16 protein-coding genes and 1 tRNA gene are annotated in these 15,708 nt (G+C 39.1%); 10 read left to right on the forward strand and 7 right to left on the reverse strand.

The window, feature by feature from the left end:
* Both ACWITO_RS03330 and truB read left to right on the forward strand, forming a co-directional pair.
* Positions 1–72, forward strand: a tRNA-Val gene (locus ACWITO_RS03330).
* Positions 73–264: 192 nt separating this feature from the next.
* Positions 265–939, forward strand: coding sequence for a tRNA pseudouridine(55) synthase TruB (truB, locus tag ACWITO_RS03335; protein WP_448528590.1), 675 nt, complete (start codon positions 265–267; stop codon positions 937–939).
* 31 nt (positions 940–970) lie between these two features.
* On the opposite strand, the gene ACWITO_RS03340 is transcribed toward truB, so the two are convergent.
* Entirely contained in the window at positions 971–2,062 is a 1,092-nt protein-coding gene (locus ACWITO_RS03340) for a hypothetical protein (RefSeq protein ID WP_448528591.1), read from the reverse strand.
* 435 nt (positions 2,063–2,497) lie between these two features.
* Here ACWITO_RS03340 and ACWITO_RS03345 point away from each other — a divergent pair, with 435 nt between their 5' ends.
* The 5 genes from ACWITO_RS03345 (at position 2,498) to ACWITO_RS03365 (ending at position 8,239) form a co-directional block, all read left to right on the forward strand.
* Positions 2,498–3,379 carry a MerR family transcriptional regulator gene (locus tag ACWITO_RS03345; protein WP_448528592.1) on the forward strand — a complete coding sequence of 294 codons (882 nt, stop codon included), beginning with the start codon at positions 2,498–2,500 and terminating at the stop codon, positions 3,377–3,379.
* 200 nt (positions 3,380–3,579) lie between these two features.
* Positions 3,580–4,002 carry a hypothetical protein gene (locus ACWITO_RS03350; RefSeq protein ID WP_448528593.1) on the forward strand — a complete coding sequence of 141 codons (423 nt, stop codon included), beginning with the start codon at positions 3,580–3,582 and terminating at the stop codon, positions 4,000–4,002.
* A gap of 130 nt (positions 4,003–4,132) precedes the next feature.
* On the forward strand, positions 4,133–6,019 hold the full coding sequence (gene serA, locus ACWITO_RS03355) for a phosphoglycerate dehydrogenase (protein ID WP_448528594.1): 1,887 nt from the start codon (positions 4,133–4,135) through the stop codon (positions 6,017–6,019).
* A 105-nt stretch (positions 6,020–6,124) separates the two neighbouring features.
* Positions 6,125–7,753 (forward strand): L-glutamate gamma-semialdehyde dehydrogenase, encoded by a 1,629-nt coding sequence (gene pruA, locus ACWITO_RS03360; RefSeq protein ID WP_448528595.1) that lies wholly within the window; start codon positions 6,125–6,127, stop codon positions 7,751–7,753.
* 294 nt (positions 7,754–8,047) lie between these two features.
* Entirely contained in the window at positions 8,048–8,239 is a 192-nt protein-coding gene (locus tag ACWITO_RS03365; protein WP_101359252.1) for a hypothetical protein, read from the forward strand.
* A 78-nt stretch (positions 8,240–8,317) separates the two neighbouring features.
* On the opposite strand, the gene ACWITO_RS03370 is transcribed toward ACWITO_RS03365, so the two are convergent.
* Positions 8,318–8,560: a cytochrome b5 domain-containing protein gene (locus ACWITO_RS03370; RefSeq protein ID WP_448528596.1), complete on the reverse strand. Its 243-nt coding sequence runs from the start codon at positions 8,558–8,560 to the stop codon at positions 8,318–8,320.
* Positions 8,557–9,273, reverse strand: a complete 717-nt coding sequence (gene aat, locus ACWITO_RS03375; RefSeq protein ID WP_448528597.1) for a leucyl/phenylalanyl-tRNA--protein transferase — start codon at positions 9,271–9,273, stop codon at positions 8,557–8,559. Before aat ends, ACWITO_RS03370 begins: the two co-directional genes overlap by 4 nt.
* Before the next feature lie 328 nt (positions 9,274–9,601).
* Here aat and ACWITO_RS03380 point away from each other — a divergent pair, with 328 nt between their 5' ends.
* A complete protein-coding gene (locus ACWITO_RS03380) occupies positions 9,602–9,913 on the forward strand; it encodes a hypothetical protein (RefSeq protein ID WP_448528598.1) in 312 nt (103 codons plus the stop codon).
* A 189-nt stretch (positions 9,914–10,102) separates the two neighbouring features.
* Here the strand turns inward: ACWITO_RS03380 and ACWITO_RS03385 are convergent, their stop codons facing one another.
* The 4 genes from ACWITO_RS03385 to ACWITO_RS03400 all read right to left on the reverse strand — a co-directional run bounded on the left by ACWITO_RS03385 (position 10,103) and on the right by ACWITO_RS03400 (position 14,886).
* Positions 10,103–10,603, reverse strand: coding sequence for a phosphoribosyltransferase family protein (locus ACWITO_RS03385; protein WP_448528599.1), 501 nt, complete (start codon positions 10,601–10,603; stop codon positions 10,103–10,105).
* Positions 10,604–10,665: 62 nt separating this feature from the next.
* Entirely contained in the window at positions 10,666–11,550 is an 885-nt protein-coding gene (atpG, locus tag ACWITO_RS03390) for an ATP synthase F1 subunit gamma (RefSeq protein ID WP_448528600.1), read from the reverse strand.
* Between the two features lie 114 nt (positions 11,551–11,664).
* A complete protein-coding gene (gene atpA / locus ACWITO_RS03395) occupies positions 11,665–13,239 on the reverse strand; it encodes a F0F1 ATP synthase subunit alpha (protein WP_448528601.1) in 1,575 nt (524 codons plus the stop codon).
* Between the two features lie 114 nt (positions 13,240–13,353).
* Positions 13,354–14,886 carry an OmpA family protein gene (locus ACWITO_RS03400; protein ID WP_448528602.1) on the reverse strand — a complete coding sequence of 511 codons (1,533 nt, stop codon included), beginning with the start codon at positions 14,884–14,886 and terminating at the stop codon, positions 13,354–13,356.
* A gap of 52 nt (positions 14,887–14,938) precedes the next feature.
* Between ACWITO_RS03400 and ACWITO_RS03405 the strand changes: the two genes are divergently transcribed.
* Positions 14,939–15,163, forward strand: coding sequence for a PspC domain-containing protein (locus ACWITO_RS03405; RefSeq protein ID WP_448528603.1), 225 nt, complete (start codon positions 14,939–14,941; stop codon positions 15,161–15,163).
* A 19-nt stretch (positions 15,164–15,182) separates the two neighbouring features.
* Positions 15,183–15,708: peptide deformylase (def, locus tag ACWITO_RS03410; protein WP_448528604.1), on the forward strand; the 526-nt coding region annotated here is incomplete at its 3' end.

Below are 15,708 nucleotides of genomic sequence, written 5' to 3' on the forward strand. Positions count from 1 at the left end.
GTTTTAGCTCAGCTGGTTCAGAGCATCTGCCTTACAAGCAGAGGGTCGGGGGTTCGAATCCCTCAAACTCCACCCCAAAGCCTCAAAATTCAGTTTTGAGGCTTTTTTTATTGAAAAAATTGGTAATTATTTATGTTCAAAAAGTTCAAATGTTCAAGCGTTTGAGGTAAAAGTTTTACTCCGTCAAAATATCCAATGTTCTAAATCCTGTTTCCTGTTTCTAAACTACAAATTACACCTAAACATTTACAAAATTGGTAAAATATGCAAGAGAACCAAATCATTCTGATAAATAAACCCTATGGTTGGACTTCTTTTCAAGCCCTCAAAAAAGTCAAATATCTCTTAAAAGTTGCTAAAATAGGACACGCAGGTACGTTAGACCCACTTGCTACGGGTTTGCTTATACTTTGTACAGGAAAAAAAACCAAAGAAATACCCTTGTACCAAGCCCAAGAAAAGGAATATACAGGGACTTTGGTTTTGGGCAAAACTACTCCCTCCATAGATTTAGAAACAGCTTTTAATTCCGAAACAGATACCAGCCACCTGAAAGCTCAAGATGTAAAAAAGATACTTTCCGAATTTTTGGGAGAAATTGAGCAAACACCTCCTATTTATTCCGCTGTAAAAAAAGATGGAAAGCGGCTGTACGAACTTGCTCGTAAAGGAGAGAGTACAGAAATCACTCCTAAAAAAATACATATTTACGAACTGGAAATTGTAAATGCAGAAAATTTCCCTGAAATAGAGTTTCGTGTTGTATGCTCCAAAGGCACTTATATTCGTAGTTTGGTGAGGGATATAGGCGAAAAGTTGGGTGTAGGGGCTTATCTGAAAAGCCTTTGTCGCATACGTATTGGAGAGTTTTACTTGGAAAATGCTTGGAAAATTCCTGATTTAGAAACTCATTACAGAAAAAATAAAAAAGGCGAGTAAAATCTCGCCTTTATGTATAACAATCGTTTGCTTATCTTCCTCCTCTGCCGCCTGTTCTACCCCCTCCTGAACTTCCGCCTGATGAGCCACTGCTTCTTCCGCTACTAAAACTTCCCGAAGAGGAACTTCTCTCTCTACCGCTACTCCAAGAGGAGGACGAATTATTAGAATTGCTTCTACTGCCCCAAGAGGTTCTATTGTTGCTTTCGCTCCTATAACGCTCCGATGAATTGGAATTATTGTAGCGTTCAGAGTTGGTATTAGTTCTTTCTGTTTTTATTCTACCTGTCCGAACTTCATTGCTTTGTGTAGGCGTGTAGGTATCAGATGAGTAGTTTCTTGTTCTACCACCTGTAATCACTCTACCTCCTTGGTTGCTATCATCGTTATTATTATTGCTATTGGGTTGCAATCTTGGATTAGGATTGTTTCTGATGAAATTGCTACCTCTGCCAGCCGAAGCACGCGGACCTACATAAACATTTTGGGGAGTGCGGTTATCGTTCCAAGACCAAGTATTGCCCCAACCACTATTCCAACCCCAAGGTCTATTCCAAGAGTTCCAACCATAGCTATAACCTATGTACCAACCGTTGCCCCAACCTGTATTCCAATAAGGATTGCCCCAACCTCCACCATACCAATAAGGATTATTCCAGCTATTATACCAATATGGGCTGTTCCAGCCGCCATACCAATAAGGGTTATTCCAAGAGTTCCAACCATACCCCCAGCTATTACAACTCCAACAATTATTCCAAGTGTTCCAACTATTCCAGCTATTCCAACGATTATCGTTCCAAGAATTGTAATTATTCCAATTGGCACTTTGGCTGTTCATTGGTACATACAAACTGCCACCTTGCGTAACAGGATAATCCAAAGCATCGGGATTGCTAAAATTGCTGATAGGTCTTTGGTCGTATTCGCTATTGTAGGCATCGCTTGTCAAGCCGTCATTTTCCAAAACTCTTTGATTTTGGCGAACTTCTGCTTTTTTTACATCATCACCTACAAAATACACGTCATCATATTCATCGCCTTGCGAAACGAGCCTACCTTGCGAAGCACAAGAGAAAGCACCAAACGCAAGCAAAACGTAGTATACCCAATGCCTTTTCATAAGCGTACAAGTTTGGTGGTTAATTTACTAAATTAGTAACAAAAACCGAGCCATTTCGGTTCAAATTTTTTATTTTTATGTATAATGCACCAATGTATTACAAGAGCCTTGTGTAAGGCAATAGTTTCTTATAGGGACTAATGGCAACAATTTTGCAAAAAATCAGGAAAGCCCTTTTCAAATCTTACATAAGTTTTTGAAAAAAATTATACCTTTTGTGAAACTTTATACACATTTCTACGTAATACAAGAAAAGAGCTATCATAAAAAAGTAGTTTTTTCATACAAACAGGTGTGTATCTTAAACAGGTGCAGTAAAGGCATCAACCTTTGGTTGATGTTTTTTTGTTTTCTGACAAACATTTTTTTCTGCAAATAGTTTTCATTCAAACAACATCATATTTTTTAATGAAAAATTTATGAGCTATCCAAATTATGAGTTACTATTCTATTAAAGATGTAGAAAACCTTTCAGGTATCAAAGCCCACACCTTGCGTGTTTGGGAACAAAGATACGATATTCTCAAACCCAAACGTACCGATACCAACATTCGTTATTATGACGATTTTGACCTCAAACTCATTCTCAACATTTCGGTACTTAATAAACACGGGCATAAAATTTCGCATATTGCCCAAATGTCGGCAGAAGAACTGCGTACCGAGCTTATCCGCCTTACAGAAAAATCTACTGATGCCCAAGACAAAATTCAGGCTTTTACGCTCTGTATGATGGATTTGGACGAAGAACGCTTTGAGTATCTGCTTTCGCAGAGCCTCAAACAAATGGGCTTTGAAAATACTATGCTTCGGGTAATTTTCCCTTTTTTGCAAAAAATTGGCATTTTGTGGCTGGCAGGCACTATCAATCCTGCTCAAGAGCATTTTATTTCTCATCTGATACGACAAAAAATAATTGTAGCCATTGATAGCCTCAAACCCAATTATACCGAAGGCAAAAAATATATGCTTTTCTTACCCGAAGGCGAATGGCACGAACTTTCACTACTATTTACCAACTATATTTTGCGTAGCCGAAAGCAAAGAACTATCTATTTAGGTCAGACCGTACCGCTTAACGACCTCCAAGAGGCTTACAAAATCTACCAACCCGAATTTCTTTTCAGTGTGATAACTTCTACCCCTTCTTTTCACCAAATACAGCAGTATATTTATGAAATTTCAAGAAGTTTTCCTGAAAGTAAAATCGTTCTCACGGGCAGTCAGGTCATAGGACAAGGGCTGGATACTCCCGAAAATATCCTGATTTTAGCCAAAATGGAAGATTTGCTGGATTTTATTCAGGAAAATGCTTGAAGTGTATTATGCAAGCAGAATAATATTTGGTCTGTATAAAAATAGTACAATTCAATAGTTGAAAAAAGTCAATTTTTGGAAAAATTTTACAAAAAAATACAAAAAAAATGCTAATTTGCTTGTATGGTTTTTGGGGGTATTGTAATTTTGTATCAGAAATTTTGAAAAAAAGATTTGTCTAACCCTTAAACCATACCATTATGGCAACTGCAAAAAACGCGGCTACTGAAGCTGTAAACAAAATGGCTGAGCAAAACCAAGAAGCTCTTGTAAAAGTAAAAAACACTTTGAAAGAAGCTTTTGCTAACGTGAAAAAAACCGTAGGTCTTGACAATGCTCCTGACTTCATTAAAGAAGCAGTAGAAGCTCAAGAAAATTTGGCTAGCAACTGGTTCGATTCTCTTATCCGTGTTGCCCAAGTAAAATCAGTAGAAGAACTTAACGAAGTGTTGAACACCCAAGTAAAACATTTCCAAAAGAACTTCACTACTGCTATGGATTTAGATTTCTGGAAAAAGTCTTCTAAAAAAGGTGCAGAGTGGAAAGCTACTGATTACGTAAACGTAGATTTCGCAAAAGAAACTATGTTGAAAGTAATTGACCTTTGCCAACCTGCAAAGTAATTGCTTACCCGCTATGATAACCCAAAAGCCGAGTTTTATGCTCGGCTTTTGTATTTTTGAAAAAAATCAACAAATTTTTATTTTTCAATACTTTTCTTTGTCTAAATTTGCTTAAAAAACCTCAACCACCTTGAAAAGCTATATTATCATTGATTTTGATAGTACTTTTACACAAGTAGAAGGACTTGATGAGTTGGCTCGTATCGCCTTGCAAGATGCCCCCGATGGTAAAGAACGCATAGCTCAAATTGAGCAAATCACCCACGCAGGTATGGAAGGGAAAATTTCTTTCGCCGATGCCTTGCGTGAGCGGGTAGCTCTGCTTTCTGCACACCGAAAGCACATTGAAGCTCTCATTGAGTTTCTGAAAACCAAAGTATCCCCTTCTATACAGCGAAACAAACAGTTTTTTGAGCAGTTTGCTAATAATATCCTGATTATTTCCAGCGGCTTTCGGGAGTTTATTGTGCCTATTGTGAGCGAATACGGCATAAAGCCCGAAAATGTTTTTGCCAATACTTTCCTTTTTGATGAAAATGGAAATATCATTGGCTACGATACCAGCCATTTGCTTGCTCAAAACGAAGGCAAAGTGCTTCAACTCAAAGCCTTAAATCTTGAAGGGGAAGTGTATGTTATTGGAGATGGCTACACCGACTACCAAATGCGTGAGGCAGGTCTTGCCAACCAGTTTTATGCTTTTACCGAAAATATCAAACGCGAAAGCGTTACTGCCAAAGCCGATTATGTTCTACCAAATTTAGATGAATTTCTATTCTTACACAAATTGCCTATGCAAGTATCTTATCCCAAGCATCGCATCAAAGTTTTGCTTTTGGAAAATATTCACCCCAAAGCCAAAGCCATTTTTGAAAAAGAAGGCTACCAAGTAGAACTGCTCAAAACTGCCCTCAACGAAGCCGAATTGTGTGAGGCTATCCGAGAGGTTTCTATTTTGGGCATACGTTCCAAAACCAATGTTACTGCCAAAGTACTGGAAAATGCCGAAAGACTCATAGCCATAGGTGCTTTTTGTATCGGCACCAATCAAATAGATTTGAAAACCAGTATGCACAAAGGCGTGGCAGTATTCAACGCCCCTTACAGCAATACCCGAAGTGTAGTAGAACTGGCTATCGGTGAGATGATTATGCTCACCAGACGAATTTTTGAAAAGAGCAATCTCACCCACCAGGGCGTATGGGATAAATCTGCCAAAAATAGTCGTGAAATTAGGGGTAAAAAATTGGGCATTGTAGGCTATGGTAATATTGGTTCGCAACTTTCGGTAGTGGCAGAGGCTTTGGGTATGCAAGTGTATTTTTATGATATTGTGGATAAACTCGCTTTGGGAAATGCCCGCAAAGCCAGTAGCCTTGATGAACTTTTGCAAGAAGTTGATTTTGTAAGCCTACACGTAGATGGCAGAAAAGAAAATGCCAACCTGATAAGCGAAAAAGAATTTGATTTGATGAAGGAAGGTGTGATTTTCTTGAATTTGGCACGCGGACATATTGTTGATATTGAGGCTCTTGTGAAAAATATAAAAAATGGTAAAATTGCGGGAGCGGCGATAGATGTCTTTCCTTACGAGCCTAAAAATAATGATGAGGAATTTATCAGCCAACTGCGAGGTTTGCCTAATGTAATTCTTACCCCTCATATTGGCGGTAGTACCGAAGAAGCACAAGAAAATATCGGTGAGTATGTTCCTCAAAAGCTCATTGACTACATCAACACAGGTAGCACCTATGCCAGTGTCAATATGCCCAATTTGCAACTTCCTGCCCAAAAAGATGCTCACAGACTTTTGCATATTCATAAAAATACAGCAGGTATTCTTGCCCAAATCAACCAAGTGCTGGCAAATCATCAAATCAATATTCTGGGGCAGTACCTCAAAACCAACGAGGAAATTGGCTATGTTATCACAGATATTGATAAAGAGTACAGCAAAGATGTAATAACCGACCTAAAACGCATTGAAAACACCATTAAATTTAGGATTTTGTATTAGCAATGCTTTCATTTTTCTTCTCAAAGCGATGATTTTGCTCATTGTGAATGGGAATAATTTTTGCTAACTTTGTGTTTTGAAACAACCTTAAAGTCAATTTTTTGTATGCACTACGGTATTTTCACAATTCCTGAACCCAAAAATGAACCCGTGTATAGCTATGCACCGGGCACTAAAGAAAGAGAACTTTTGAAAAAAGCACTTCAAGAGCTAAAAAGCAAAGAATTAGATATTCCAATGTTTATTGGTGGCGAGGAGGTACGCACGGACAATCGGAAGCGTATTGCTCCCCCTCACGAATTGAGCCACACTTTGGGTTACTACCACAAAGGCGGCAAAGAGGAGGTTGAGCGTGCTATTCGTGCCGCTCTCAATGCCAAAGAGTTATGGGAAAATATGAGTTGGGAGCATCGGGCAAGCATTTTTCTGAAAGCCGCCGAACTTATTTCGTCCAAATATCGCTACCAGCTCAATGCCGCAACAATGCTGGGGCAATCTAAAAGTGTATTCCAAGCTGAAATTGACTCTGCCTGTGAAATTATTGATTTCCTTCGCTTCAACGTGAAATTTATGGAGCAAATCTATCGTGAGCAACCTATCTCTTCGGCAGGCATTTGGAATAGAGTAGAGCATCGTGCCTTAGAGGGTTTTGTTTTTGCCCTTACTCCTTTCAATTTTACAGCTATTGCAGGCAACTTGCCTACCTCACCTGCTATGATGGGGAATTGTGTTGTGTGGAAACCCGCCGAAACGCAAATCTATTCAGCTCACGTACTAATGAAAGTATTTAGAGAAGCGGGCGTCCCTGATGGTGTTATCAACTTGGTTTTTGTAGATGGTCCTACTGCAGGCGAGGTAATTTTCTCTCACCCCGATTTTGCAGGTATTCATTTTACAGGAGGAACAGGTACTTTCCAAAGAATATGGAAAACCATAGGCGAAAACATCGCCAAATACAAGACCTACCCTCGCATTGTAGGCGAGACAGGCGGAAAAGATTTTGTCTTGGCTCATCATTCTGCCGATACCAAAGCCTTGGCTACGGCACTTATTCGTGGTGCTTTTGAGTATCAGGGGCAAAAATGCTCGGCGGCTTCCCGAGCCTACATACCTGCGAGTATCTGGGAGGAGGTGAAAAATTATATGCTTGCCGATTTGAAAGAAATCAAAATGGGAAGTGTGGAAGATTTTTCTTGCTTTGTCAATGCTGTGATAGATGAAAAAGCCTTTGATAAAATTACAGGGTACATTGAGCAAGCCAAAAAAGACGGAGTAAGCATAATAGCAGGCGGCAATTACGACAAAACCAAAGGGTATTTCATTGAGCCTACCATTTTGCAAGTACAAGACCCTATGTATATTACGATGCAAGAAGAAATTTTCGGTCCTGTGCTTAGCGTATATGTGTATCAGCCCGAAAATTTTGAAGATGTGCTTACGCTGGTAGATAAAACTTCGCCCTATGCCCTTACAGGAGCTATCTTTGCCCAAGACCGCTACGCTATTGATTTGGCAAGCAAGCGTTTGCGACATTCGGCAGGAAATTTCTACATCAACGATAAGCCCACAGGAGCAGTAGTAGGGCAACAACCCTTTGGTGGTGCAAGAGCATCAGGAACAAACGACAAAGCGGGGTCTATGCTCAATCTTTTGCGTTGGACTTCTGCCCGTGCCATCAAAGAAACTTTTGTTCCACCCACCGATTACAAATATCCGTTTATGGCAGAAAGTTAGCAGAAAACTACTAACTTATGCTCTCGTTGTTTTAGAAAAGAAATTTATCTTTGCAAAGTAACCCCTAGCGACCGCATCACTGCTCGTGATGTGGTCGCTTAAATTTTTAAGAAAAGCCTAATCAGCAAATCCTATGCCAAGCTATTCTTTGAAAAAAAATCTTGCAAAATTGTGGTGTAATATTCAAAAAAAACTTTAATTTGGGTTACAAATTTCAAGTTAGTCTTTCGCTACCTTGCTCCAAAGCAAGTATCTGAATCTCAATTGTTTATAGAACCTAAATGAAAAAGCATTATGATACACATCAACAAAGAAAAACTTTTAGCAGATAGAGAGCGTCTGCTCAACATCTTGAAAAACAAAGATTTAGATGAGCATACGCATAGGCTTGTACGCGAAGATTTACGCAATGTAGAAAAAGAGCTTGCCGAAATAGCTCCCGAACTTTTGAAAGAAAACAATGATAATCAGCAAACTAAAAAATAGACCTACCTTTTCATAGTGCATTTCTGTAACTATTGAGGGCTTCGTTCAACGCGAAGCCCTCAATGCTCATAAGCCCAATTAACTTTTTAGCTTACCAACTATCTCAAACTTTTCAAAAACTTTTTCGCTGTGTGGGGCATCAGCCAGTTCTTGGGTGAGGTCTTGCCCTGCCCAATGCTCGTAATGTTTGCCTTCTCGCCAAAGGCGTGAGCGTGAAACATCATAAATGAAACCATTATAAGCTACCCATATTTCGGGGCGGTCTTGTCCGTTGCGTAAAGCAAGTTGCTGTTTGGTGTAAGTAGCTAAATTTTCATTCATACAATCTCTATTTCTGCCAAATCTTTGCCAAACATTTCTCCCCAATCTCCCTTAAAGCAATCTTTTTGAGCTTTTTCACCCACTATTTGCACAAACTGCTGACGAGGTATAAACTCTGCCCCTAAACTTTCTAAATGCTCAGTATGTACTTGGCAATCAATGAGTTCAAAATTATTTTTCTCTAAAATTTTACATAAAGTGATAAAGCCATATTTGGAAGCGTTGCTCACTTTAGAAAACATAGATTCACCAAAAAAAATACTTCCCAAGCCAATTCCATACAAACCTCCCACCAGTTTATTTTCCTGCCAAACCTCAACGGAATGAGCATAGCCCAACTGATGCAGTTCTATGTAGGCACTTTTCATTTCAGGGGTTATCCAAGTTCCATACTGCCCTTCTCTTTTTATTTTTTGGCAATTTGTAATCACTTTTTCAAAAGCCTTATCCATAGTTACTGAAAAAGCCTTTTTCTTGAAAAGTTGTTTCATACTTTTGGATACCTTTACACAAGCAGGATACAGCACAAAACGGGGTTCAGGCGACCACCAAATAATAGGCTCTCCTTCCGAAAACCAAGGAAATATCCCCGAACGATACGCAAGCAACAATCTTTCTACCGATAAATCTCCGCCTACTGCCACAATTCCCTCTCGGCTGGCAATATGTACAGGTGGGAAAAAAAGCTCATCTCGTAAGAAATAGTAAGCCATAAATGCTCGTAGCTAATTTGCAGAAAGTATTCCTAATTTAATTCAAGTTTGGCTGAAAAGCAAATTTTCCTCCAAGAAATTCTGTGGAAAATTTTTGGTATAAAATTTGATGTAATTTCGGAAAATTATTACAAGACTTAAAAAATTTTTTTTGCAATCAAAAGCAGTTTTATTCAAAAAAAACGAAATCAATCTCTTTTTTATTACACCAAAACTTACACCAATGTAACTTTTTTGCCTTCTGTTTTCGTAAATAAGATAAAAGGGTACTACAAAAACAAAAGACACTATACCACTTACAATACCAACAGCTAAAACTTCTACGTGTATGAACCTCAGTATGAATGACATTGAAAACTTGCTTTGGAGTTTCCAAAAGCACGTTCCCGAGGACAAAGTAGGGCATAAAACCAAAGTACAATTGCTTAAAATAGCCCTCTTGCAAGAAGTGAATTTACCTTCTTTGAAGGTAACCGATGGAGACCCGTTCTCTGCTAAATGGCATAATTTATTTGAAGAAACCACCCAAAAGCTAAAAAATATTTTTAGCAGTTTGGGAGCCACGCCTGAGCAAATTGAGGCAATTCTCACCGAATATGGCAAGGTTTCTCATCATAACGTATGGCGTAGAGCTTCTTAACATCTCAAATTTCCAAGGTTAGCAACTGCTAACCTTTTTTATTAGCTGTAATTATTTACGTTCAAAAGTTTCAAAAGCTCAAGAGTCTGATGTAAAAGTTTTACTCCGTACTAAATATCTATTGTCCTAAATCCTGTTTCCTGCTTCTTATTTCCTGTTTCCATACTGCGTTAGACCTAAACATTACGATTAGCTTAAATATACTCCCAATCTACTTTCCTCGTCTAAAACAACGCTCACGTGGTTTTGTAAGGTAGTAGCCAGCGAATAGCCTACATAGTCAGGATTGATAGGAAACAGCTTGTTATCCCTATTTACCAGCACAAGAGTCTGCAAACTTTTGATAGGAATTTCAAAGAAGGGTTTGAAAGCGTAAAACATCGTTTTACCACTATTAAGCACATCATCTATCAAGATAATGCTTTTATGAGCCAAATTGGCAATATCTTCCGAAATTTGAATAGGTTGTGAGAGAGGGGCTGTTTTATCTAATTTCAGACTGCAAAGCCTTACTTTGAGTGGCGAAACCGCCTGTATTTCTTTATGTAACAAATACGCCAAATGCAAACCCATATTCTCAATGCCTACAAGCACTATTTCGGTTTCCTCAAAATGATTTTCGTAAATTTGATAGGCTAAACGTCTAATTTTCTGATGTACTTGCTTGGCAGAAAGGATTTGGGTAAGCATTTCTGTAAAATTTAAGACGGCTCAAATTGCCCCCTACCGACAAAATTGAGCCTGTATGAGTCTTAACCTTCTTTGAGGGCTTCTGCACCACCCACAATTTCTAAAATTTCTTTGGTAATAGCCGCCTGACGTGAGCGATTGTACTCCAAACGTAATTGCTTGATAAGTTCATTGGCGTTGTCGGTAGCCTTATCCATTGCAGTCATTCTGGCTCCTTGCTCCGAAGCATTGGACTCCAAAATAGCTCGGTAAAGTTTTATTTTCAAAGAGTATGGAATGAGGTCTTGGATAATTTCTTCAGCAGAAGGCTCTAAAATATAATCTCCACCTTCGGTTTGGGTTTGAGCGGTACTTTTTTGCAAAGGCAAAAAGGTTTCCTGTTTCAAAATTTGTGTTACCACATTTTTGAACTCGTTGTAAATCAAAACTACCTTATCATATTTGGCATCAGCATACAATTTTAAGACAAAATCTCCAATTTTCTTGACATTTTCAAAACTCAAACGAGTGAAAATATCGGTATGCTCTTCGCCAATAATCTGAAAGCCTCTTTTAGCAAAAAAATCTTTTCCTTTTTTACCCAAACACAAGCAATGCACATTGCCTTTGGAGAGTTGGGAGGCGTATTCGTTTTGAATAATATTGTAAGCAAATTTTTGAATACCGCTATTAAAACTGCCACACAAGCCTCTATCCGAAGTATTGATGATGAGCAAAATCTTTTCGGCAGGGCGTTCTTGCAAATATGGGCTTTCTATTTCGCCTGTATAGCTTGCCGAAAGATTGCTTAAAATTTTATTCAAAGATTCAGCATAAGGACGCATCTGCGTAATCGCATCTTGGGCTTTGCGGAGCTTGGAAGCCGCCACCAACTTCATAGCTTTGGTAATTTGCTGTGTTGAATTTACGGTGGCTATGCGGTTGCGTATCTCTTTTAATGAAGGCATAGGTTAGTACAGAGTATAGAGTAATGAGTACAGAGTAATGAGTAGTGCGTATAACTGACTATTTTGCAAAGAAAGACCTATGAAAATTTTGCATTTCCATAGGTCTTGTCAGGCTCAATAATTTTTAGCCATTTGAAGGGCAACTTCCTTCATTTTGGCAGTATCAGCATCTTCCAATTTGCCTTTACGCAAGTTTTCTAAAATCGCTTTGTATTCTACACGCATTTTTGCCAAAAACTCTTTTTCAAACTCTTTCACTTTTTCCACAGGAACACTATCCAAACAGCCATTAGTAGCTACATAAATAATGGCGATTTGCTCCTCCACAGGTACAGGTGAATATTGAGGTTGTTTCAGAACTTCCAAGTTTCTTCTACCACGCTCAATTACAAGTTTGGTAGCGGGGTCAAGGTCAGAGCCGAATTTAGCAAAAGCCTCTAGCTCACGGAATTGAGCTTGGTCAAGTTTTAGCGTACCTGCTACTTTTTTCATAGACTTGATTTGAGCGTTTCCACCCACACGGCTCACCGAAATACCTACGTTGATAGCAGGACGAATACCCGCATTGAATAGGTTAGATTCCAAGAAAATCTGTCCGTCAGTAATAGAAATTACATTCGTAGGGATATAAGCCGAAACGTCCCCTGCTTGGGTTTCAATGATAGGTAGAGCAGTAAGCGAACCTCCACCTTTTACTTTGCCCTTCAAAGATTCGGGCAAGTCGTTCATTTGGCGTGCTACATCATCAGAAGCATTGATTTTGGCGGCACGCTCCAACAAACGAGAGTGTAGGTAGAAAATATCACCGGGATAAGCCTCACGTCCGGGAGGGCGACGAAGCAAGAGCGAAACTTCACGATAAGCAACTGCTTGCTTAGAAAGGTCATCATACACCACCAAAGCAGGGCGACCTGTATCGCGGAAATATTCACCTATTGCCGCACCTGTAAAGGGTGCAAAAAACTGCATAGGAGCAGGGTCCGAGGCAGTAGCCGAAACAACAATGGTATAAGGCATCGCACCACCATCTTCCAAAGCCTTTACAATTTGTGCAACCGTAGAGGCTTTCTGACCGCAAGCTACATAGATACAATAAACAGGCTCTCCTCTGTCGTAAAATTCTTTTTGGTTGATGATTGTATCAATAATGATAGCTGTTTTTCCTGTTTGGCGGTCGCCGATAATTAGCTCACGCTGTCCTCTACCAATAGGAATCATAGCATCAATCGCTTTGATACCTGTTTGCAGAGGCTCATTTACAGGCTGACGATAAATTACGCCCGGTGCTTTGCGTTCCAAAGGCATATCATACAAATCGCCTACCAAATCTCCTTTGCCGTCGATGGGTACTCCCAAAGTATTCACAACTCTACCGAGCATCGCTTCACCTACTTTGATAGAGGCAATTTTCTTGGTGCGTCTGACGGTATCTCCTTCTTTCACCTCGCCTGCCTCCATAAGAACGGCTCCCACGTTGTCTTCTTCCAAGTTTAGAGCCAAAGCCTTGATACCATTTTCAAATTCTAAAAGCTCTCCTGCTTGCACTTTGGTAAGCCCATAAATACGAGCCACCCCATCACCTACTTGCAAAACGGTACCAACTTCTTCTAATTCAGCTTCAGTTTTTACGTTAGAAAGTTGCTCTCGCAGAATGGCAGAGATTTCATCAGGTCTGATTTGTACGTTCATAAATTTTGTATATGCTTAAAATTCAACCATTAGGAAAATCAGTCGCAAAAATACATATTTCCTTGATTGCAAAAAATTTTTTGTAATGATTTTTGTCAGAAAGCAATAAACAACTTACTTCATAAGGGCATTTTCTCTCACCTGCCAAAATTCCATATCTTTTTGGGCTTTTTTTCGGAGATTTTTATCTTTCTGAAAGCTCTTGGCAAGCCACTCCAAACATTCTTGCTCATTGCCTTTACGCATACCCACAATAGCACGTGCATACAAAGCAAGCGAAAAGTCTTGTATTTGCTCAAAAAGACGGGAAGCCTTATCGTATTGGTGTGTGAGCAAATAAATTAAACCCTGATTAAAGACGCTTTCGGCACTTTTGCCCGATTTCTGAAAAAGTCGTAAAGCCTCCTGATATTGGCTATCTTTTGCCGAAACAGCCTCTTTTACCTTCTGCAAACCCTGCCATTCGTTTATCCATTGCACCAAGATTGTATCTGTAAAGTTTTTTTGTGAAGCCATTTTAAGCAAACTATCTGATTTTTGTGTATTGTTCTGCTTACGCAAAAGCAAAGCGTAATTGTAATAAGTTTCGCCTTTGCCACCCAAATTTATTGCCATTTGCAAATGATAGTTTGCTTTCAGAAAATACTCCTGATTTTTGCTTTTCAGAAACTTTTGGGCATACCAAGTACCTATTTGATGATGTACAAGGGCATTGGGGTTCTCTTCAGCTTGCTTTTCCCATTTATTTAGCCACGAAAGCGTGTCGTTGGGAGCTATTTTTTCCTCTTTTTCAGGCACAACTTTCACTACTCGCATAGCTCTATACACCAACTGATTTTCGTCCTTCCCCAAAACTTCTACAATAGGCTGAATACTTGCCAAAGGCTCAATTTGCTTTTGCAAATTTTCATCAAGCAAACTTTTCAAGCAACTTTTCCACTCCTCAAAGCTAAGTATCTGAATACGAGCAGGCAGTTTGCGAGCCGAAAGAAAGTCTTTTACTGCTTCTGCTCGTTTTTGTGCCAACTTAAAATTTTGATTTTCTTTGCCTTCGGGAGAAAAAAAACCAATCACTCTTACAGGCTCTCGAAAAGATTGCAATTTTCTTTTTTCAGTTTCAGCAAGAATAGAGCTATTGGCATCAAAGAAAACACTTATACCTTTTTGGAGCAGATTATCCTCTTCAAAAGGATAAAAATACAAAGACGGCTCTGGGCTATGCTGAAAAAGCGAAGCCGTAGTAATTATCCCCTTGCCAATCGTGAAATAGGGGGTTTCGTACATTTTGCCTTTCTTTTGCTTGATTTTGGCTTTGAGCAAAATTTCGCCGTATTCCATTTGGGGCAAATACCAAAAAGCAAAAGCCGTATCTTTTTGCAACATATTCTTGCTGAAAGAAATTTGCAAAATTTCCCCTGTAAAATTTTGAGCATAGAAAATAACTTGTGCCTCGTAGGCAAGCATTTGTTTCTGCATTTCAGTAGGCAGTTTGATTTGCAACTGCCCACGTACTTGTCCGCCGTGCATTTCCAAAGGATTGGGGCGAAGCAAAATCACCTGTTTTTGTGAGAGTTTAGCAAGTTCTTTTCCTCCCTTGCAAGCAGAAAAAAGGACTAATAAAAGAAGGCAACGAAAATATTTTTGCATTTTTTCAAAAATTTGTAATTTTGCTTTTAGGTTTCATTTTTTGATGTAGGCAATGTTCAAGAGGTTCAAATGTTTTCTAGAATTTCACGCATTTGGAGTTTGTACTCGCTTGGGTGAGAAAATGGGAATGTCTATTTCACATATCCGCTTATTTTTTATTTATGCAACCTTTCTGACAATGGGTTCGCCTATCATCATTTACCTCATACTTGCTTTTATTATGAATATTCGCAGATATTTGCGAAAAGCCAACAATCCAACCGTTTGGGATATTTAATTTTAACTTCACAAAAATAATGATTTTACCAATAGTTGCTTACGGAGATAGCGTTTTGAAAAAAAAGGCAGAGGAAATTCCTGTGGGTACGCCCCTTTCCGAACTCATTGCCGATATGTACGAAACAATGTATAATGCTCACGGCATAGGGCTTGCCGCTCCACAAATTGGCAAAAGTATTCGTTTGTTTATTACCGATGGCACCGTTTTGGAAGATGAACCTGAACTTAAAGATTTCAAAAAGGTATTCATCAACCCTATCATTGTAGAAGAGACAGGCGACCTCTGGACAATGGAAGAGGGCTGTTTGAGTATTCCCAATATTAGAGAAAATGTAAGTCGTAAAGAAAATGTGCATATCCGCTACTACGACGAAAATTGGAATCTACACGAAAAAACTTATACAGGTATGGCGGCTCGTATCATTCAGCACGAATACGACCACATCGAAGGCATACTTTTTGTAGATTACCTGCCCCCTCTCAAAAAACGTATGCTAAAAAACAAATTGCTCAACATCAGCAAAGGGGCTATCAGTGTAGAAT

The sequence above is a fragment of the Raineya sp. genome (assembly GCF_053497555.1).

Coding starts and splice junctions, on each gene's coding strand:
- ACWITO_RS03340 (WP_448528591.1), bottom strand. CDS start 2,062: ATGAAAAGGCATTGGGTATACTACGTTTTGCTTGCGTTTGGTGCTTTC.
- ACWITO_RS03345 (WP_448528592.1), top strand. CDS start 2,498: ATGAGTTACTATTCTATTAAAGATGTAGAAAACCTTTCAGGTATCAAA.
- ACWITO_RS03380 (WP_448528598.1), top strand. CDS start 9,602: ATGAACCTCAGTATGAATGACATTGAAAACTTGCTTTGGAGTTTCCAA.
- atpG (WP_448528600.1), bottom strand. CDS start 11,550: ATGCCTTCATTAAAAGAGATACGCAACCGCATAGCCACCGTAAATTCA.
- ACWITO_RS03350 (WP_448528593.1), top strand. CDS start 3,580: ATGGCAACTGCAAAAAACGCGGCTACTGAAGCTGTAAACAAAATGGCT.
- atpA (WP_448528601.1), bottom strand. CDS start 13,239: ATGAACGTACAAATCAGACCTGATGAAATCTCTGCCATTCTGCGAGAG.
- aat (WP_448528597.1), bottom strand. CDS start 9,273: ATGGCTTACTATTTCTTACGAGATGAGCTTTTTTTCCCACCTGTACAT.
- ACWITO_RS03385 (WP_448528599.1), bottom strand. CDS start 10,603: ATGCTTACCCAAATCCTTTCTGCCAAGCAAGTACATCAGAAAATTAGA.
- pruA (WP_448528595.1), top strand. CDS start 6,125: ATGCACTACGGTATTTTCACAATTCCTGAACCCAAAAATGAACCCGTG.
- ACWITO_RS03370 (WP_448528596.1), bottom strand. CDS start 8,560: ATGAATGAAAATTTAGCTACTTACACCAAACAGCAACTTGCTTTACGC.
- ACWITO_RS03400 (WP_448528602.1), bottom strand. CDS start 14,886: ATGCAAAAATATTTTCGTTGCCTTCTTTTATTAGTCCTTTTTTCTGCT.
- ACWITO_RS03405 (WP_448528603.1), top strand. CDS start 14,939: ATGTTCAAGAGGTTCAAATGTTTTCTAGAATTTCACGCATTTGGAGTT.
- ACWITO_RS03365 (WP_101359252.1), top strand. CDS start 8,048: ATGATACACATCAACAAAGAAAAACTTTTAGCAGATAGAGAGCGTCTG.
- truB (WP_448528590.1), top strand. CDS start 265: ATGCAAGAGAACCAAATCATTCTGATAAATAAACCCTATGGTTGGACT.